Source organism: Nonomuraea sp. NPDC003214, assembly GCF_053590035.1.
Genome location: NZ_JBSFSX010000003.1, coordinates 756299 through 775212, shown reverse-complemented (window position 1 = coordinate 775212; position 18914 = coordinate 756299). Strand labels below are relative to the sequence as shown.

Genomic DNA, 18914 nt, shown 5'->3' with positions numbered 1-18914 from the left:
CGTGATCTGGCACAACGACAAGACCGGTCAGCCCATCGCCCGCTCACTGACCGCCTACGACCACTGATCCCAACCCCTTGGAATCAATCATCTAGGCGCGGGCCACGCCGGCCAGGATGCCCGGCCGCTTCAGGTCGGGCGCGGCCGGCGGCGCCTGCGGGTCCCAGTCGGCGACCGGGACGAGGCCCGGCTCCAGCAGGTCGAGGTCGCCGAAGAAGCCGGCGATCTGGTCGCGGTCGCGCCGCGCGATGCCGCCCGCCGCCGTCGCCGCGTAGACCTGCTGGCCGGAGCGCGCCACCCCGTCGTCGGCGTCGCCCGCGTAGATGTGCGACAGCACCAGGTGGCAGCCCGGCCGCAGCCGCTCGCGGATCCGCGCGGTCACGCGCGCCGCCTCGGCGTCGTCGGTGACGAAGTGCAGCACCGCCACCAGCAGCACCGCGTACGGGCGCGTCAGGTCGAGGTGGCCGGTGACGCGCGGGTCGTCGAAGATCGCGTCGGGGTCCCTGAGGTCGCCCTCCACGGCGATGGCGCCCGCGTCGCCGGCCAGCAGCGCCCGCGCGTGGACCTGGACGATCGGGTCGTTGTCGACGTAGACGACGCGCGAGCCTGCGGCGTGCCGGCGGGCCACCTGGTGCACGTTGTCCTGGGTGGGCAGGCCCGCGCCGATGTCGACGAACTGGCGGACGCCGGCGTCGGTCAGCTCGCGGACGGCCCGGCCCAGGAAGGCGCGGTTGGCGCGGGCGATCTCGCGGGCGTCGTTGCCCATCTGGCGGCCGATCTCGATCATCCGCTCGGCCGCCTCCCGGTCCGAGGCGAAGTTGTCCTTGCCACCGAGGTAGTAGTCGTACATGCGCGCGACGCTCGGCACCCGCACGTCGATCCCGGCGGGCGCCTGCTCGGGGCCGCTCACGCGACCACCCCTCTCGTGGACGACACGTAGACGATCTTCCCGGAGGCGATTCTAGGCACGCCGGAACGTGTGCCGATAGGCCAGCGGCGAAACCCCCACGGCGGCGTGCAGGTGCTGGCGCAGCGACACCGCCGAGCCGAACCCGGCCCGCCGCGCCACCTCCTCCACGCCCAGATCGGTCGTCTCCAGCAGGTGGCGGGCGTGCTCGACGCGCTGCCTGGTCAGCCAGCGGGCCGGGCTCATCGCCGTCTCCTCGCGAAAGCGCCTGGTGAACGTCCGCACGCTCATCCCGGCGTGCCCGGCCAGCGCCTCCAGGTCGAGCGGCGCGTCGAGCCGCGACAGCATCCACGCGCGGGTGGCGGCGGTGCCGTTGCCGGAGGCGGGCGGCAGGTGGCGCTCGATGTACTGGGCCTGGCCGCCCTCCCGCCACGGCGGCATGACGCACCGCCTGGCCGCGCGGTTGGCCACCTCGCTGCCGTGGTCGCGCCTGACCACGTGCAGGCACAGGTCGAGCCCGGCGGCGACCCCGGCCGAGGTGAGCACGTCGCCGTCGTCGATGAACAGCACGTCGGGATCGAGCCTGACCTTCGGGAACAGGGCGGCGAAACGGGCGGCGTCGCGCCAGTGGGTGGTGGCCCGGCGGCCGTCGAGCAGCCCAGCCGCCGCCAGCACGTACGCGCCGGTGCAGATCGACATCACCCGGGGCCGTCCGCGCAGCGCCTCGCGCAGCTCGCCGGGGATCGTGCCGTCGCGCATCACCTGGCCGCCGTGCACGCCCGTGACCACGACCGTGCCGGCGGTGTCGAGCACGTCCAGGTCGTGGTCGGGCAGCACGCTGTAGCCGGCCGAGCAGCGCACCGGCGCCCGGCCCGGCGAGCACGTCACCACCTCGTACAGCTTCTCCCCGGCCGGCGACTCCGCGGTCCAGAACACCTGGCCCGGCACGCCCAGGTCGAGCGGGGCGAACTGGTCGAGCACGACGACCGCGATCCGATGCGCCATGGCCGGATTCTTTCACATCATGGCCAACCGGCCACTCGCGGCCATATCGGCAGTTGTCCAAGGATGGGCGCATGACTGTGAGCACCACCCCCACCAGGCGCGTCCGGATGCACCGGGCCTGGTTCGTCGCGGCCGTCGCGTTCGTCGCCATCCTCGGCGCCGCCGGCTTCCGCGCCACCCCCGGCGTCCTGATCACGCCGCTCCAGGAGGAGTTCGGCTGGGGCAAGGGCGTGATCTCGCTGGCCGTCTCGATCAACCTGGTGCTCTACGGCCTGACCGCGCCGTTCGCCGCCGCGCTGATGGACCGCTTCGGCATGCGCCGCGTCGTCTCGCTGGCGCTGCTGCTCGTCGCCGTGGGCAGCGGGCTCACGGTGCTGATGACCGCGACCTGGCACCTGATGCTGCTGTGGGGCGTGCTCGTCGGGCTCGGCACCGGGTCCATGGCGCTGGTGTTCGCGGCCACGGTGACCGACCGGTGGTTCGTCCGGCACCGCGGGCTCGTCACCGGCGTGCTCACCGCGGCGGGCGCCACCGGGCAGCTCGTCTTCCTGCCCGTGCTCGCCCACCTGGCCCAGGGGCCCGGCTGGCGGGTCGCCTCGCTGGCCGTCGCCGGGTCGGCCCTGGCCGTGGTGCCGTTCGTGTGGTGGCTGCTCCGCGACCGGCCCGAGGACGTGGGCACCACCGCGCTCGGCGCCGACCCGGACGCGCCCCGTACCCCGGCCTCCACCGTGAACGCCGCCGTCCGCGCGCTCACCGTGCTGCGGTCGGCGGCCCGTACGCGCCCGTTCTGGTATCTCGCGGGCGGGTTCGCGATCTGCGGCGCCAGCACGAACGGGCTCGTCAGCACCCACTTCATCCCGGCGGCGCACGACCACGGCATGCCCGAGCCGATGGCCGCCGGGCTGCTGGCCGTGATCGGGATCTTCGACATCGTCGGCACCGTCGCCTCCGGCTGGCTCAGCGACAAGATGGACCCGCGCATCCTGCTCGGCGTCTACTACGCGCTGCGCGGGCTGTCGCTCATGGTGCTGCCGAGCCTGTTCGCCGCCACCGCCGAGCCCAGCATGCTGATCTTCATCGTGTTCTACGGGCTGGACTGGGTGGCGACCGTGCCGCCCACGGTCGCGCTGTGCCGGAGCGTCTACGGGGCCGACGGGGCCGTGGTGTTCGGCTGGGTGTTCGGCGCGCACCAGGTCGGCGCCGCGATCGCCGCCGTCGGCGCCGGGCTCGCCCGCGATCAGCTCGGCGCGTACGACGTCGCCTGGTACGCCTCCGGCGCCCTCTGCCTCCTGGCCACCGGCATGTCCCTGGCGATCAGGCATAGTAAGGGGCGATGAACGACGCAGAGCTGATGGTCCTGCCCCTCGTGGTCAGGATCGAACGGGCCACGCCCCCCGAGCGCACCGACGCCCTGGAGGCCGCGGCGACGGCCGTGCTGAGCCTGCTCGACGACCCCGGCGAGTGGGCCGCCGAGCTGCACGCCTGGCAGTTCACCGGCAAGATCCGCAAGGTGGTGCGGCGGGCCAGGGGCGCCGAGTGGCGGCGGGCGCTCGCGCTGCCCGGCCGCACGATCGAGCACCGCAGCGCCGAGGTGCGCGTGCACCCGCCGGTGCCGCTCGACGACTGGCCGCGCGACCTGGCCCGGCTGCAGGTGTCCGGCACCGAGCTCGCCGACACGCGCGAGCCCGGCCCGGCCGAGCCGCCGGTCCTGTGGGAGAACGCGCGCCTGGCCATGTCGGCGGGCAAGGCGATGGCGCAGGCCGGGCACGCCGCCCAGCTCGCCTGGTGGGCCAGCGACGACGCCGGGCGTTCGGCCTGGCGGGAGCGCGGCCTGACCGTGTCGGTGCGCGCCGCCGCCCGCGAGCCGTTCGACGCCCTGGCCGCCGCCGGGCTGCCGGTGGTGCGCGACGCCGGGTTCACCGAGATCGAGCCCGGCTCCAGCACGTTCGTCGCCGACGTCCCGTGGCTGCGGGCCGACTCGGCTAGAGCGTGAAGACGTCCGCCAGCACCCCGCCCGCGGGCGTGATCCGCGCCGGTGACGGACTGTCGTAGACGACCATCAGCCGCCCGTCGTCGAGCAGCGCCAGGCCCTCCGGATGGTCGCAGCCGACCCCGTACGGAAGCTCCAGGACCGTCTCCAGCTCGTCCGCAGGGACCAGGAGCTCGCGCCGGGCGCCGATCCGCCAGCGCACCACCCGCACCGGCCCGTCCAGGTCCATCGTCGGCCCGGCCAGCAGCAGGAGCGAGCCACGGTCCGGGCACATGTCGCGCACGCCGAGCCCGCCCAGGTCCAGGAAGTGCTTGCGGCACGGCTCGGCCAGGCTCAGCCGGCCCAGGCCCGCCTCCTGTGGCCGCAGCTCCAGCACCACCGCCCAGCCGCGCAGCACCGGCCCGCGCAGTCCCAGGTAGACGCGGCCGGCGGTGACCGCGATGCCCTCCACGTCGAAGCCGTTGTCCTTGCCCGGCAGCGCCAGGAACGGCCCCAGGTGCGGGTCGTCGCGCAGGTGTCCGGTCAGCTCGCGCGGCCCCGACATGATCGCGCCGGGCTGCGGCGCGCCGGTCCGCGGGTCCAGCGGCAGCCGGACGAGGATGAACCGGTTCTCCTCCCGCACCACCGTGGCCAGCCGGGCGGAGGCGCGTCCGGGGTCCTTGGACTTGACCTTCTTGCGCTTGAGCGCGTGCGAGCCGGTCAGCCACAGGAAGCCGTCGGACCTGGCCAGGCCCTCGATGTCGGCCTCGTCGTCCGGCCCGGCGGGCAGGTCCACGTAGTCGGCCAGCCGGTGCCCGCGCTGGTCGCCGTAGTGCTCGCCCGTCCACGACAGGTGCTCGAACGTGGCGGTCTCGTCGCCGGCCACCCACAGCCCGTGCGGGCTCTGCCGGACCGCCGACAGGTTCGTGTGCGTCCGGGCGGTCCGGGACGCGAGGTCGAAGCGGAGCTCTACCTGTTCCACGCAGTCATGATGACACTTCGATAGCTTCCGCCACTTAAAGGGCTGTTATGCCGTACGCTCCCGTCGTGCTCGATGGGGAAGACGGGACAGAGGGTGCCCGAGTGAAGACCAAGATCCGGCCTGGCAGCCCTCCGCCCAAGCGCTCCCGCATCGGGGACCTGCGCATGGGGGTGGTCTACCGCGGGCTCGCCGTCGTGGCGGTCGTGGCCGTCGCCGCCGTCACCGTGGTGCTCGTCCGCCCCTCCGACCCGGACGAGGCAGGGCAGCGGCCGATCGCCGCGCCATCGGCCGTGCCCGCCTCGTCCGCGCCACCCGCGTCCACCCCGCCGGCCTCGCTCGACCCGACCCCGACGCCCGTCGCCGTCGACTCCACCCCCACCCCCAAGCCGGGCTCGTCGCTCGCGCCCGGCTACACGGCGATGGAGGCCCTGTACGCCGACGACCGCCTGCCCAGGCTGCCCGCCAAGATCCGGCGGCTGAAGCTGCCCGCCCCCGCCAAGCGCCTGCTGAAGGACAAGCGCGCCGGCCTCGCCCTGCCGGACCTCGGCCGCCCCTGGAAGACGTACGGAGCCGCGCCGTTCACCAGCAAGCAGGTGCTGCCCAAGCTGCGCGGCGACAGCCGGCGCGGCATGCTCGTGAGCTGCCCGGTGCCGATCAAGCCGCAGAAGTCCCCCCGCGACACCGCGCTGCTGGCCGCCCGCTGGACGCTCAACCACCACCCCGAGGGCGCCAAGGTCCGCTGGCTGGCCTCCCAGCCGGTCAAGCGCGGCTGGATGCTCGTCTACCAGGTCTCGTACGGCAAGCGCAGCTCGCGGGCGGCGGTCGTGGTGGCCGACAGCGGAATGGCCAAGCCGGGTTTGGCGTTTGTGACAGTGCCTGACTCGCAGCGCAAGAGGTGGCGCGACATCACGCGCGTGGTCTCCGGGGTGCGTGTTCTAGGCTAATTGATCATCATTGCGGCGATTTGGGGGAGTGGCGCCGTGGAAGAACGGACTGGATCGCCGCAGGTGCCGAAGAAGGGCAAGGTCAAGCCGCCCTGGCGGGCCGAAGGGCTGCCCGGCACCCCAGGCGGCCGCCCGAAGATCAACTGGTGGCGGTTCGCCGTCACCCTGCTGGTCGTCTACGCGGCGTTCTTCTTCGTCTCGTCCTTCTTCGACAGCAGCCAGGTCGAGACCGTCTCCTACACCGAGTTCACCAAGCAGGTGAACGGCGGGAACGTCAAGGAGATCTACGCCACCGGCCTGTCGGTCGAAGGCCATCTCAAGAGCGCGGCCAAGGACCCCGGCAGCGGCAACCAGTCCTATACGGACTTCCGCACCGAGATCCCCACCTTCGCCAACACCGACCAGCTCTCGCAGCAGCTCAACGCGGCAGGCGTGGAGATCAAGGCCGAGCCGCTCACCTCGGGCCGCGGCTTCTTCCTCAACCTCCTGCTGTCGCTGCTGCCCGTGCTGCTGCTGGCCGGGCTGTGGATCTGGATCATGCGCCGCGGCGCCAGCATGATGGGCGGCGGCGGACTCGGCGGCCTCGGCAAGTCGAAGGCGGCCAAACCCCTCGAAGCGGGGCAGGTGCGGGTCACGTTCGAGGACGTGGCGGGCATCGACGAGGTGGAGAACGAGCTCGTCGAGATCGTCGACTACCTCAAGGACCCCGACAAGTACCGCAGGCTCGGCGCCAAGCTGCCCAAGGGCGTGCTGCTCGCCGGCCCGCCCGGCACCGGCAAGACGCTGCTCGCGCGGGCCGTCGCCGGCGAGGCCAAGGTGCCCTACTTCTCGGCCAGCGCGTCCGAGTTCATCGAGATGATCGTCGGCGTCGGCGCGTCCCGGGTCCGTGACCTGTTCGAGGAGGCGCGCAAGGTCGCCCCGTCGATCGTGTTCATCGACGAGATCGACGCCATCGGCCGGGCGCGCGGCGGCGCGGGCGGCATCGGCGGCCACGACGAGCGCGAGCAGACGCTCAACCAGATCCTCACCGAGATGGACGGCTTCTCCGGCGCCGAAGGCGTCATCGTCATCGGCGCCACCAACCGGCCCGAGGTCCTCGACCCGGCCCTGCTGCGGCCCGGCCGCTTCGACCGCACCGTCCAGGTCGGCCTGCCCGACCAGGCCGGCCGCACCGCAATCCTCGGCGTCCACAGCAGGGGAGTGCCGCTCGACGGCGCCGTCAGCCTCGACCAGCTCGCCAAGACCACGCCCGGCATGACCGGCGCCGACCTGGCCAACCTCGTCAACGAGGCGGCCCTGCTCGCCGCCAAGCGCGGCAAGGAGAAGGTCGGCATGGCCGACTTCGCCGACGCGCTGGAGAAGCTCCAGCTCGGCGCCGCCCGCAGCATCGTCATGCCCGAGGACGAGCGCACCCGCACCGCCTACCACGAGGCCGGACACGCCCTGCTCGGCATGCTCCAGCCCGGCGCCGACCCGGTCAGGAAGATCTCCATCATCCCGCGCGGCCGGGCGCTCGGCGTCACGCTGTCCACGCCCGACACCGACCGCTATGCCTACGACGAGAAGTACCTGCGCGGCCGCATCACCGGCGCGCTCGGCGGCATGGCGGCCGAGGACGTCATCTACGGCGTCATCACCACCGGCGCCGAGAACGACCTGGAGCAGGTCACCATGATCGCCCGCGGAATGGTCGGCCGCTGGGGCATGTCGGCCAAGGTCGGCCCGCTCACCATCCTGCCCAGCGACGGCCAGCCGCAGGCCTCGCCCGCCACCCTCGCCATCGTCGACGAGGAGGCGCGGCGGATCGTGGACGAGTGCTACGCCGACGCCGTGCGCATCCTGCGCGAGAACCGCGACAAGCTCGAAGGCATCGTCGCCGCCCTGCTGGAGCACGAGACCCTCGACGAGGCCACCGCCTACGGAGCCGCCGGTTTGGCCAAAAGTTAGCGAGGGGCCGACGTAGGCTCGGCCCGCGCCGGGGAACGACCATCGGAACGACGATCGGGAGGACTTGGCGTGACTCTGACGGACCAGCTCGTCGCCGAGCTCGGCGATCCCGGCCTGGAGCAGCTCGCCGGGATGCTCGGCACCGACCCGGCCACGGTCCGCGAGGTCCTCAGGGCGGCGACCGGCGTCGTCGTCGCCGGCATGGTCCGCAGCTCCGAGCACCCCGACGGCGCCGAGGCGCTGCGCGGCGCGCTCGACGACCACGTCGACGCCGACCCCTTCAACGGCGACGTCGCCACCCTGGCCCGCGACGGGCAGAACATCCTCGCCCACGTCCTCGGTGGCCAGGGCGCCGACCACGCCGCCGACGCGCTCGCCGACCTGACCGGCCTCGACTCCGCCGCCCTGGTCAAGGTGCTGCTCCTGCTCGCCCCCATGGTCATGTCACTGCTCGCCGACCGCGCCGAACGCACCGGCATGAGCACCCAGGACATGACCGCCGAACTCCGCCGCGAGCGCGCCGCCGTCCCCGCCGCCCTCGAACCCCTGCTCGCCGACCTCCTCGGCGCCCCGTCCTCGCCCACGCGGTCGCCGCACGCCGAATGGTGACCGGTAGGCTGACCCGGTGATCGTTCTGGCCTCAGCTTCTGCCGCCCGCCTGGCCCTGCTGCGCAGCGCCGGACTCGACCCCAAGGTGATCGTGAGCGGGGTCGACGAAGAGGCGTTCACGGCCCACACCCCCGCCGCCCTCGCCCTCGTGCTGGCCAAGGCCAAGGCCACCGCCGTCGCCGAACGGCTGGACGAAGGGCTGGTCATCGGCTGCGACTCCATCCTGGAGCTCGACGGCCGCCCCTACGGCAAGCCCGCCTCCGCCGAGGAGGTCGCCGAGCGCTGGCGGATCATGCGCGGGCGCACCGGCAGGCTCGTCACCGGCCACTGCGTCATCGACGTCGTCGCCGGCCGCCAGGCCGCCGAGACCGCCACCACCGTCGTCCACTTCGGCCAGCCCACCGACGAGGAGATCGCCGCCTACGCCGAGACCGGCGAGCCGCTCAACCTCGCCGGCGCGTTCAGCATCGAAGGACGCGGCGGCTGGTTCGTCGACGGCATCGAAGGCGACCACGGCAACGTGCTCGGCCTGTCGCTGCCGCTGCTGCGCCGCCTGCTCGACGAGCTCGGCTACACGGTCACGCCGCTCTGGCGCTAGCGTTTGCGACATGCGATCAATGCGCGACTTCGCCGCCGGCGTCGGCTTCTTCCTACAAGGCGTGGGCTGGGTCGCCAGAAACGGGCGGTGGTGGCTGTTCGGGCTCATCCCGGCGCTCATCGCGTTCGCCGTCTACGTGGCGGCGCTGTTCCTCCTCGGCACCAACGCCGGCACGCTGGCGGAGTTCCTGACGCCGTTCGCCGACACCTGGTCGTGGCGTGAGGCGTTCCGCACCGCGATCGCCGTCGCGCTCTTCCTCGGCGGGCTCGCCCTGGCCGTGCTCACGTTCACCGCGCTGACGCTGGCCATCGGGGAGCCGTTCTACGAGAAGCTGTCGGCCGCCGCCGACCCGCTGCCCGACGCCGAGGAGCAGCCCTGGTGGCGCACGCTGCCGCGCTCCATCCGCGACAGCCTCGTCACGCTGGGATACGTGCTGCTGTTCACGATCCCGCTGTTCTTCCTCGGGTTCGTGCCGGTCATCGGGCAGACCGTGGTGCCGGTGGTGGGGGCGGCGGTGTCCGGGTTCTTCCTCACCGTCGAGCTGACCACGCTGGCGCTGGAGCGGCGCGGCCTCGTCAGGAAGCAGCGGTTCGCGCTGCTGCGGGGCAGCAAGGCTGCGTCGCTCGGGTTCGGGGTGGTGGTGTTCGTGCTGTTCCTGGTGCCGTTCGTGGCGGTGATCGCGATGCCGGCGGCGGTGGCGGGCGCGGCCCTGCTGGTCAGAAACCGCCTCGCCCCCGGCGCGCCCGCCACCCCGCCCCCGGCCCAGCCGTGAGCGAGCTGTAGCACCTTGTCCGCAGGGCGCCCTTGCCGTTTGTTCACCGGGGCGCCCTCGCCACGCCGCTTGTCCACAGGCCGCACCCCCGCTGCGCCGCCCGTCCACAGAACCCGTTCCACCCGCCTCCCGCGCCCCTCGTCCCCGGCATCCTCCATGCCATGACGACGAACACCTCCGAGCCCTGCCTCACCCTGACCAGCCCCGCCGACATCCTGGCCGCCGTCCCTTACCTGGTCGGCTTCCACCCGGCCGACAGCCTCATCGTGCTCGGCATCGCCCAGGGCCAGGCCAAGGTCGCCGCCCGCTGGGGGCTGCCGTTCCCGCCCGGCACCCTCGATCCCCTGGCGGCGCTGATCGCCCGCGAGAAACTGGCCCAGGTCGTCGTGGTCGGCTACGGCCCGGGTGAGCGCGTCACCCCGGCCGTCGACGAGGCCAGGGCCGTGGCGGCGAGGGCGGGCGTGGAGGTCGCCGAGGCGATGCGCGCCGACGGCGGCCGCTACTGGTCCTACGTCTGCGACAGCACCCGCTGCTGCCCGCCCGAAGGCACCCCCTACGACCCGACGTCGAGCCGCGTCGCCGCCGAGGCGACCGTGCGCGGCCTGGTCGCACTCCCCGACCGCCAGACCCTCGAACGCACCCTCGCCCCGGTCACCGGCCCCGTCCGGATGGCGATGCGCCGGGCTACCTCAGCCGCCGTCGCCGAGCTGACCAGCGGGCTCGCGGCAGACCCCGACCCCGACGCGTACGCCCGCCGCTTCGTGACCGGCGGCCTGGCCAGGCTCCACGCCGCCCTCGCACGCGGCGACCGGCTCAGCGACGCCGACGCCTCCCGGCTCGGCCTCGACCTGGCCGTCATCCGGGTGCGCGACGAGGCGTGGACGCTGATGGACGGCTCCCATGCCGCCCTCTGGAAGGACCTCACCCGCCGCCTGGAGCCCCGCTACGTGCCGCCGGCGGCCACGCTGCTGGCGATGGCGGCCTGGCGGGCGGGCGACAGCATCACCGCCACCATCGCCCTCGAACGCGCTCTGAAGGCCGACCCGCATTACTCGATGGCCAACCTGCTCATGCACGCCCTGCAGAACCTGCTCTCACCCGGCATGGTCGACGCCCGTCTCCCGACGCCGGCGGAGCTCGACACGGCGATGGGCGAGCCTCACATCGGCTGGCTCGTCCCCCTGCTCGCCACCCTCGACGACGGCGACCAGGTCTGCGCCTGATCCGTTCGGGGGTTGCGGGTCAGAGCCCGCCCTCCTCGCGCCGCCGCCGCTCGTTGTAGGCCCGCATCCGGGGCGGATACCCGGTCAGCTGCACGTCGTAGACCGGGAGGGCGAGGTCACGCGCCACCTTGTGGATCACCGCGGGCGAGCCGACCCGGCGCCGCGTCCACTCCCCGTCGTCGGCGACGGCCACGGCGGTGGTGTCGGTCGCGAACGTCTCGGGCTCGACGTAGAACTCCACGCCGCGCCGCGACCGGGCGAAGGCGATCAGCGCTTCGATGTCGGCGTCGGTCGCCTCACGATCGAACTTAGCGATCTTCGGGCCGCGCCGCCGCCGGAGGCCGTAGCGGTCTCGCCATCTCATGCATCCTTTTTATACCGTCAAGTGGTACTAGTGCGCATGCCAAGCGTTGCCCCACCCCCCGCGAAAAGCGCCCATTCCCGCCATCCGCCCAGCTCAAGTCCCGATCCAACCCCTCCGCATTTACCAAATTGCCTGCCACGATCCCCTCACCGGATGACGATTTCCGAAGCCCCGTTTCTTGCGCCCACCCCGAATATCACCCCGAGAACACGGCCACCCCGAAGTCCATTCGCCCACACAGGACGAATCCGGTCACCCATCACCCTGAATCCCGGGGTCGCGATCTCGGGGATGCCTCGGGGTATCACCCGATGCCACGACCGGCCGCCGTGACGCAGTATGTGAGGAGACCGTCAGCGCTGCGGCCGGCAGGTTCCGGCGAGGGGGCGGCGCTACCGAAGGAGAGGCATGGGCGTTATGGCTGGGGTACCGACACCCCCGGGGCAGCTGCCGCCGGCTCATCTGCGCGTCACCAACGAGGACCGCGAACACGTCGTCGAGCACGTCAAGGCCGCCTACAGCGAGGGCCGCTTCGACAAGCTCGAGTTCGACGAGCGGCTGGAGCGTGCGATGACGGCACGCACGCACGGCGACCTGATGCCCATCATGACGGAGCTCTACGGCGCCAACGCCGTGCCCCGCCTGGCCGCGCCCCCGCGCGTGCCCGCCGCCCGCCCGGAGGCCCCGCCGGAGAGCAACGAGCGCCTCGGCGCCTCCGCCGCCCACCTGCTCGCCCTCATCGGCTTCCCCATCCTGGGCCCGCTCGTCCTGCTCCTCACCGGCGGCAAGACGTCCCCGTACATCCGCCGCCACGCCATGGAGGCGCTCAACTTCCATCTGACGGTCACGGGCGCCACGTTCCTGCTGCCCTTCACCGTCATCGGCGTCGTGCTCCTGCCCTTCATCTGGGTGGGCGCCGTCATCCTCTCCATCGTCGGTGGAGTCTCCGCCCTCTCCGAAGGCACCTTCCGCTACCCCCTGACCCTCCGCCTGATCAAGTAGCCCGACACTCCGGCACCCCGAGACCCCTGGCCCCACCACCGACCCCCCAACCGCCGCCACCCGCCTGCCACCTTGCCCCCGCCGCCCACAGCGGCCCCGGGCGGCGGCATCCTGGGTGAGCAGTTCGCGGTTGGGGAGCGACGGTCGCCTGCCTGCTCGCGGTTGGGGCCTGCGGTCGCCGGCCAGCCCGGGGTGTCGCAGCCCGCAGCGCCTCCCTCTGGCACCTCGCGGTCGTACCCGGTCCCGGCATCGGGCGTGCCACACCACCGCTCACGCTGCCTCGGCTTCGCGGCACCACCGCTCACGCCGCCTCGGCTTCCGGGCCCGCGGCACCGCGCGGGGCCCGGCGTCCCACGCTGCGCGCACCTGCACCTGCACCTGCCCTACACACCCGCGCGCCTCCGTCCCCAGCGCTGCCCGCCGAGCGCCCGCCCGCGCCTCCCACCCCGCACCCCTGCGGTTCGTCCCGCGCACGTGCACCCGCGCGTGTGCGCAGCACGGGGCCGCGCACACGCGCCCTTAGGTGCGTGTGCGCCCGTACTGGCGTGCCAAGTTCCCCGCCCCGCGCTTCGCGCCCTGTGCCGCGCCCGCCGTGCCGGCTCCCCGCGCCCTGCGCCCTGTGCCCTGTGCCCTGTGCCCTGTGCCCTGTGCCCTGCGCCCTGCGCCCTGCGCTACGCACCCTGCGCTCGCGCCCGCACCTCGTGCGCCTGCATCTGGTCCCCGCGTGCCGCACGGCACATGCCGCACACCCGCACCCCGACGTCGCCTGTCTCGTCCGCGCGGCTGCACAAGCACGCCGCTGCCCCGCCCTGCTGCGTCGCGCGCCTCCGCCTGCTGTGCTGCGTTCGCGTCCCGCCGCGACCTCGTCCCGTGGGTCGCGCCCGGAACGGGCGGTCCACGGGCGGTGCGGGTAGTCCGGAGGCGATGGCGCGCCCGTTTGCGAGGGCGGTGCGCCCGCGCTGTGCCTTCCGCCCGCGCGGGGCCTTCCGCGCCCCAGGACGGCCACGACGGTCGGGACGGCCACAACGGCCACAACGGCCAGGGCGCCGGGACGGTCGGGCCGGTGGGCCGGTCGGGACGGCGGGGTGAACGGGACGGCGGGGCGGTCGGGACGGCCCAAGGTAGCCCGGCGCGGCGGGGCTAGCAGCGTGCCCCTGAGGTGCGGGCGCGGGCTGTCCTGGTGCAGCGGGCTCCGTGGTCTATGGGGCGGGGAGGTCAGAGGGTGCCGGGGTGGGCGGGGTGGTGAGGAGGCCAAGGGACAGCGGGAAGGCAAGGGGGCGGGGAGGCAGGGGATTGGGGAGGCAGGCAACGGCCGGGAGAGTAAGGGACGGGGACGCGAGGGACGGTGGGGACATGGGGCGGCAGGGCGGGGAGGACGGTGGGAGTCAGGGGGAGGTCGGGAGGAAGGCCGTGGCGTGGGATTGGGCCCACTGGTGGAAGGTGCGGGGTGGGCGGCCGGTTACCGTTTCGACGTCGGGGTGGACGATCGATTCGTCCAGGGTGCCGGTGACGTAGAAGTCGAAGAAGGCGTCCACGTACTCCTCCGGCGTGGTGCGCAGCATCTCGGCGCGGGCCTCGTCGTCGGGCAGGGCGTGGGCGGTGAGGTCGCGGCCGAGTACGGCGCCGAGGATGCGGACCCGGTCGGCGGGCAGCAGCGGTTCGGGCCCGGTCGGCTGGTAGACGCGCCCCGCGTGGCCGTCGTCCAGCAAGGCGCGCACCGCCACGGCGGCGATGTCGGCAGGGTCGACGACCGCCTGGCGGACGCCCGCGAACGGCACCCGTACGACGTGGCCCGCGGCGAGCTGCGGCAGCCACTGGAAGGCGTTGGACATGAACGCGCCGGGCCGCAGGAAGGTCCAGGCCAGCCCGGACTCCCGTACGGCGCGTTCGGACTCGGCCATGTAGCGGGTGATGGCGTTGGCCGGGTCGCCGAGGGCGGCGGAGCCGCCTGACAGCAGCACCACGCGCCGGACGCCGGCCTGGCGGGCGGCGGCCAGCAGGGCGGGCGCGCCGGGGTAGCCGGGCAGCAGGAAGAGCGCGCGGGCGCCGTCGAGCGCGGGGCGCAGGGACTCCGGTTCGGTGAGGTCGCCGGTGACCCATTCGACGCCGGCCTCGGCGGCCCGGTGGGAGCGGGTGACCGCGCGTACGGGGGCGCCTTCGGCGGCGAGCGCGCGCACCACCTCGCCGCCGACGTTGCCCGTGGCGCCGGTTACCAGGATCATGACGTCTCCTCTTGCCGGGAACTGCGTGACACGGGGGACATCCTGGTACGGGACCGGCCCGGAGATCCAATACCTGCTCCCATAGCCGGTGGCTATGGCGGGACGGTCAGATCCGCCAGGCGTCGTCGCGCAGCAGCTCGACGGTGGCGCCGTCGTGGGTGATGCCGGTGACGGTGACGTCGGGGCCGCCGACCATGAAGTCGACGTGCACGGCGGAGACGTTGATCCCGGCTGCCGCGCGTTCGGCGGGGGCGAGGTCGCGCAGGTGGGCGGGCACGCCGGGCGGCAGCCCAGCGCCCCAGGCCAGGTGGCAGGTGGCGTTCTCGTCCAGCAGCGTCTCCAGGTACGTGACGCCGGACCGCCCGACCGGCGAGGAGCCGTCGACGAGCGCCAGTTCGCCGAGCCTGGCGGCGCCCGGGTCGGTGGCCTGGTGGGTGCGCACGACGTCGGCGCCGGAGGTGGCGCGCACCTCGGTCACGACGCCGCCGGCGAAGGTCAGCTCCAGGTCGCGGATGACGCTGCCGTCGAGCGAGAGCGGGCGGGTCGAGCGGACGGTGCCTTCCACGCGCCGGTGGTCGGGCGTCGTGAACACCTCCTCGGTGGGCAGGTTCGCCTGGAACGCGTGGCCCTGGACCGATTCCAGCCGGGCGGCGGTCCAGTGCGCGCCGGGCAGCAGGCCGACGGTCAGGTCGGTGCCGGGGCCCTGGAAGCGTACGGCGTCCAGGCGCAGGGAGGTGAGCGTGGCGGCCCGGTCGAGCAGTTCGGCGATCCGCTGCTTCCAGGCGGCGACGGGGTCCGGCTGGTCGAGGCGCAGGATGGGGCGCAGGCACTCCCACAGCCGGGTCACGTCCGGCTCGCCGAAGATCGCGCGGGCCCACTCGGCGGTCGGGCAGGGCACGATGACCCAGCGGGCCAGGTTCTCCAGTTGCAGCCGCTGCCTGGAGATCAGGTGCGGCATGCGGTCCAGGCCGGCGCGGACCGGGTCCTGCCCGGCGAGCAGGTCGGGGGCGGCGGCGCCGCGCAGGTTGAGCAGGACGCCGCACTGCCGGGCCAGTTCCTCGTTGCGGGCGTCGAGCCAGGCCGGGACCTCGCCCAGCGTCCCGCCGTCGGCGTGGCGGACGCGGGAGAGCTTGGCGTACGGGTCGAAGTACCAGATGTCGACGTAGCGGGCGCCTCGGGCGTAGGCGGCCTCGGTGAGGGCGCGGGCCAGCGGGGCGTGCTCGATCTCGGCGTTGATCAGCACCAGGTCGCCGGCCGTGATCGGCGCGGCGACGTCGAGCACCACGTCGGCGTAACGGGACAGCTCAGCGGCGGGAACGGTCATGGCGTGCTCCTGGGGGGACGGCCGCGGTCGGCGGCGGGGCGGGTGCCCGGGAGTTCGAGGAGCAGCGCGGTCATGCTGACCTTGACCCGGTCGCCGGACCGGGGCGGGCCCGCCTTGCCGTGGACCAGGGCGACGGCCTGGTCGATCAGGCCCACGACCTCTTCCCAGACCTCCCGGTCGAGCCACACCTCGGCGTCCATCGACAGGCGCTGCTCGGTGGCCTCGGCCAGCCGCCGCGACAGGTCGGCGCTCAGCGCCTCGTGCAGCAGGCGGCGGCCGTCGGCGCGGTCGAGCCGGGCGGCGCTGGAGGGGTCGTAGCGGTAGCGGCGGGGCGGACGCCCCTTGCCCTCGCGGGGCTGCTGCTCGTCCACCCGTTCCAGGAACCCGGCGTCGGCGAGCTGGCGCAGGTGGTAGCTGGCCGAGGCGTGCGCGATGCCGAGCTCGTCCGCGACCTCGGCGGCCGACAGCGAGGCGCCGGTCAGCAGGGACACGATGCGGATCCGGAGCGGGTTGGCCAGGGCCCGCAACGGGACGAGACCCTGGTCCGTTTCCCAAGACATGTTGGGATTATGGCATTTCCCAACGAGTCTTGGGAATATCTCGCGTCAGCGGGCCAGGACCTCGTACGTGACGCGCATGTGGCCGGCGTTCGTGTTGCCGATCCGGGCGAAGGCGGCCCGGGACAGGTCCAGGCAGCGCCCGCCGATGTACGGGCCGCGGTCGTTGATGCGTACCGTGACCGACTTGCCGGTGGACGGGTTCGTGACGCGGACCTTGCTGCCGAGCTTCAGGGTCTTGTGGGCGGCCGTCATGGCCGACGGGTCGAAGCGCTCGCCGCTGGCCGTCATCTGCGGCTCGTGGTAGAACGACGCGCCGCAGGAACCCGAGGAGATCACGCGGGGCTTCCTGGCGGCGGCCTTCCGCGCCGCCGCCGCCGATCTGGCGGGCTTGGCGGAGGGGGAGGCGGAGGCCGAAGGGGAGGCGGAGGTGGTGGCGGGGGCGGGGGCGGCGCCGAGAGCCGGGGCGTCCTCGGCCGGGGCCGGGGTGCCGGAAGGGGCGCCAGAAGGGGTGTCGGCGGCGGGGCCCGTGGGTGCGTCGGCGGGGGAGAGGGCGGTGGGCTGCTTGTGCGAGTCGTCATGGGAGACGGCGGCCCAGGCGGTGGTGGAGGCGACGGCGATGACGGCCGCCCCTGCCGCGACGGCCACCCAGCGGCGCCTGGCGGGGGACGTACGGCTGGAAGGGGTGTGGGGGAGGTTGTGCTGGCCCAAGGTAAACCACGGTCCTCGGTAGGGGAAGGGGCACGGAAAGGCCAGAACCGGGGCAGATGGGGGCGCACGTCGGCCGATCCACGGGCGGGGGAGGGGGATGCCCCGCGACGTGCACGAACATACGCGACAAACAACAGGCAAAGGCAACCTAATGCCTGGTTAAGTGACGTAAGTCACTCAAATGGGGATAAATCGCCCAAAGTGGATCAAATCATCAAAGAGCGGACGGTCTCCACCGTGTCGGCGTCGGCGGCCCGCTTGTCGAGCCGGTAACGCAGCACACGGGCGAACCGCAGCGCCATGCCGCCCGGATAGCGCGGCGACCGCTGCACGCCGTCGAAGGCGATCTCCACCACCAGCTCCGGCCGCAGCGTGACCGTCCACCCGTCGACGGGACCGTCGGCCAGCTCCAGGAAGCGCTCGGTCTGCCAGGCGAGCAGCTCGTCGGTCAGGCCCTTGAACGTCTTGCCGAGCATGACGAAGCCGCCCGTCTCCGGGTCGCGGGCGCCCAGGTGCAGGTTGGACAGCTTGCCCTCGCGGCGGCCGTGACCCCACTCGGCGGCCAGGACCACCAGGTCGAGCGTGTGGCGGGGCTTGACCTTGATCCAGCCCGCGCCCCGGCGGCCGGCGGCGTAGGGGGAGGCCAGGGACTTGACCACCAGGCCCTCGTGCCCGGCCCTGACCACGTCGGTGAAGAACTTCTCCGCCTCGGCCACGTCGGAGGTGACCAGGCGGGGCGTGAGCAGGCCGGGCGGCACGGTGCGGGCCAGGACCTCCTGCCGCTCGGAGTAGGGCAGGTCGAGCAGGTCGGCGCCATCCACCCGCAGCGCGTCGAAGAAGAACACGTGCAGCGGCGTCTTCTCGCGCAGCTCGGCCACGTTGGTCCGGCTGCTCGTGCGCGCGGCCGTCACCTGGAACGGATGCGGCCGGCCGTCGGGGCGCAACGCGATCACCTCGCCGTCGAGCACCAGGTCGTCGGCGGGCAGCGCCAGCACCGCCTCGGCAAGCTCCGGCACCTGCGCGGTGATGTCGTCGAGGGTGCGGGTGAACACGCGGACCTCGGCCCCCGAGCGGTGCGCCTGCACGCGGATGCCGTCGAGCTTCCACTCCAGCGCGGCCGGGGTGCGGGCCTTCTCCAGGGCGGCGGCCACGTTGGGCGCGCTGCCCGCGAGCATCGGGGAGACGGGCCGGCCCACCTCCAGGCGGAACTCGCGCAGCCTGTCCACGCCACCCGCCAGCGCCGCCGCGCCGACCGCGGGCAGCCAGCCGCGCAGCGTCAGGGCCCGGCGGACGTCGGCCGACGGCGCGCCCGACGCCTTGGCGACCGCCTCGATCATGACGCCGTCGAGCGCGCCCTGCCGCAGCTCGCCGCCGAGCAGCTTGAGCATGAAGGCCTGCTCCTGGCTCGTCAGCCCCGCGAACAGCTCGGCGACCAGCGCCTTGCGGGCCGCCTGGGAGCCCTGGCCGGAGACGGCTTTGATCCTCGTGAGCAGGGCGTCGACGGTGGTGAGGGTCGCGGTGGCGGCCAGCTTGGGGCCGGGAAGCTCCTGGAGCGTGCGCCAGCCCACGCCGATCTGGCGCTGCGGCAGCTCGCCCGACAGATAGGCGATGGCGATCTCCGCCTCGCCGGGGCCGACCCGGCCGAGCAGCTCGGCCAGATGGCCGATCTTGCCGAGCCGCGCGGACGTGCGCGTCACGGCCTCCGACACTCGCACCACGTCGATCAGAAGCACACCGCTATCGTGCCTCACCCAGCCGACAAATTCCGCTGCCGGGCC

General features: G+C 73.4%; 18 protein-coding genes. 9 read left to right on the top strand and 9 right to left on the bottom strand.

The window, feature by feature from the left end:
* Window positions 1-91: 91 nt before the first annotated feature.
* Together ACWDXC_RS12405 and ACWDXC_RS12400 are read right to left on the bottom strand one after the other, a co-directional pair.
* Window positions 92-910, bottom strand: a complete 819-nt coding sequence (locus ACWDXC_RS12405) for an SAM-dependent methyltransferase (RefSeq protein ID WP_357588611.1) — start codon at window positions 908-910, stop codon at window positions 92-94.
* 51 nt (window positions 911-961) lie between these two features.
* Complete coding sequence (locus ACWDXC_RS12400; RefSeq protein ID WP_219508292.1) at window positions 962-1912, bottom strand: GlxA family transcriptional regulator; 951 nt, start codon at window positions 1910-1912, stop codon at window positions 962-964.
* Between the two features lie 71 nt (window positions 1913-1983).
* Here ACWDXC_RS12400 and ACWDXC_RS12395 point away from each other — a divergent pair, with 71 nt between their 5' ends.
* On the top strand, window positions 1984-3249 hold the full coding sequence (locus ACWDXC_RS12395) for an MFS transporter (RefSeq protein WP_449980998.1): 1266 nt from the start codon (window positions 1984-1986) through the stop codon (window positions 3247-3249).
* Window positions 3246-3905: a peptidyl-tRNA hydrolase gene (locus ACWDXC_RS12390; RefSeq protein WP_449980996.1), complete on the top strand. Its 660-nt coding sequence runs from the start codon at window positions 3246-3248 to the stop codon at window positions 3903-3905. Before ACWDXC_RS12395 ends, ACWDXC_RS12390 begins: the two co-directional genes overlap by 4 nt.
* Here the strand turns inward: ACWDXC_RS12390 and ACWDXC_RS12385 are convergent.
* A complete protein-coding gene (locus ACWDXC_RS12385) occupies window positions 3895-4863 on the bottom strand; it encodes a DUF3616 domain-containing protein (RefSeq protein WP_364180994.1) in 969 nt (322 codons plus the stop codon). The genes ACWDXC_RS12390 and ACWDXC_RS12385 overlap by 11 nt on opposite strands.
* A 101-nt stretch (window positions 4864-4964) precedes the next feature.
* On the opposite strand from ACWDXC_RS12385, the gene ACWDXC_RS12380 reads away from it, so the two are divergent.
* The 6 genes from ACWDXC_RS12380 (at window position 4965) to ACWDXC_RS12355 (ending at window position 10956) form a co-directional block, all read left to right on the top strand.
* Window positions 4965-5807 carry a hypothetical protein gene (locus tag ACWDXC_RS12380; protein ID WP_449980994.1) on the top strand — a complete coding sequence of 281 codons (843 nt, stop codon included), beginning with the start codon at window positions 4965-4967 and terminating at the stop codon, window positions 5805-5807.
* A gap of 36 nt (window positions 5808-5843) precedes the next feature.
* A complete protein-coding gene (ftsH, locus tag ACWDXC_RS12375; protein ID WP_449980992.1) occupies window positions 5844-7754 on the top strand; it encodes an ATP-dependent zinc metalloprotease FtsH in 1911 nt (636 codons plus the stop codon).
* 69 nt (window positions 7755-7823) lie between these two features.
* Window positions 7824-8363 carry a DUF937 domain-containing protein gene (locus ACWDXC_RS12370; RefSeq protein ID WP_449980990.1) on the top strand — a complete coding sequence of 180 codons (540 nt, stop codon included), beginning with the start codon at window positions 7824-7826 and terminating at the stop codon, window positions 8361-8363.
* 16 nt (window positions 8364-8379) lie between these two features.
* Window positions 8380-8961, top strand: a complete 582-nt coding sequence (locus ACWDXC_RS12365) for a Maf family protein (RefSeq protein WP_449980988.1) — start codon at window positions 8380-8382, stop codon at window positions 8959-8961.
* A gap of 10 nt (window positions 8962-8971) precedes the next feature.
* Window positions 8972-9733, top strand: coding sequence for an EI24 domain-containing protein (locus tag ACWDXC_RS12360; protein WP_449980986.1), 762 nt, complete (start codon window positions 8972-8974; stop codon window positions 9731-9733).
* 161 nt (window positions 9734-9894) lie between these two features.
* Window positions 9895-10956: a DUF4192 domain-containing protein gene (locus tag ACWDXC_RS12355; RefSeq protein WP_449980984.1), complete on the top strand. Its 1062-nt coding sequence runs from the start codon at window positions 9895-9897 to the stop codon at window positions 10954-10956.
* A 19-nt stretch (window positions 10957-10975) separates the two neighbouring features.
* Here ACWDXC_RS12355 and ACWDXC_RS12350 read toward each other — a convergent pair whose 3' ends face one another.
* The gene (locus ACWDXC_RS12350; protein WP_138713462.1) at window positions 10976-11320 is read right to left on the bottom strand and encodes a hypothetical protein; all 345 of its coding nucleotides are present in this window, start codon (window positions 11318-11320) and stop codon (window positions 10976-10978) included.
* Window positions 11321-11737: 417 nt separating this feature from the next.
* On the opposite strand from ACWDXC_RS12350, the gene ACWDXC_RS12345 reads away from it, so the two are divergent.
* Window positions 11738-12322: a DUF4870 domain-containing protein gene (locus ACWDXC_RS12345; RefSeq protein WP_449980982.1), complete on the top strand. Its 585-nt coding sequence runs from the start codon at window positions 11738-11740 to the stop codon at window positions 12320-12322.
* 1385 nt (window positions 12323-13707) lie between these two features.
* Here ACWDXC_RS12345 and ACWDXC_RS12340 read toward each other — a convergent pair.
* From ACWDXC_RS12340 to ACWDXC_RS12320, 5 genes are all read right to left on the bottom strand, one after another.
* Window positions 13708-14544, bottom strand: coding sequence for an NAD(P)H-binding protein (locus ACWDXC_RS12340; RefSeq protein ID WP_449980980.1), 837 nt, complete (start codon window positions 14542-14544; stop codon window positions 13708-13710).
* 106 nt (window positions 14545-14650) lie between these two features.
* Window positions 14651-15868 (bottom strand): aminopeptidase, encoded by a 1218-nt coding sequence (locus ACWDXC_RS12335; protein WP_449980978.1) that lies wholly within the window; start codon window positions 15866-15868, stop codon window positions 14651-14653.
* Window positions 15865-16428, bottom strand: a complete 564-nt coding sequence (locus ACWDXC_RS12330) for an ArsR/SmtB family transcription factor (RefSeq protein WP_449980976.1) — start codon at window positions 16426-16428, stop codon at window positions 15865-15867. Before ACWDXC_RS12330 ends, ACWDXC_RS12335 begins: the two co-directional genes overlap by 4 nt.
* Window positions 16429-16473: 45 nt before the next feature.
* Window positions 16474-17136, bottom strand: a complete 663-nt coding sequence (locus tag ACWDXC_RS12325; RefSeq protein WP_449980974.1) for a septal ring lytic transglycosylase RlpA family protein — start codon at window positions 17134-17136, stop codon at window positions 16474-16476.
* Between the two features lie 206 nt (window positions 17137-17342).
* Entirely contained in the window at window positions 17343-18869 is a 1527-nt protein-coding gene (locus tag ACWDXC_RS12320; RefSeq protein WP_449980972.1) for an ATP-dependent DNA ligase, read from the bottom strand.
* Window positions 18870-18914 lie beyond the last annotated feature (45 nt).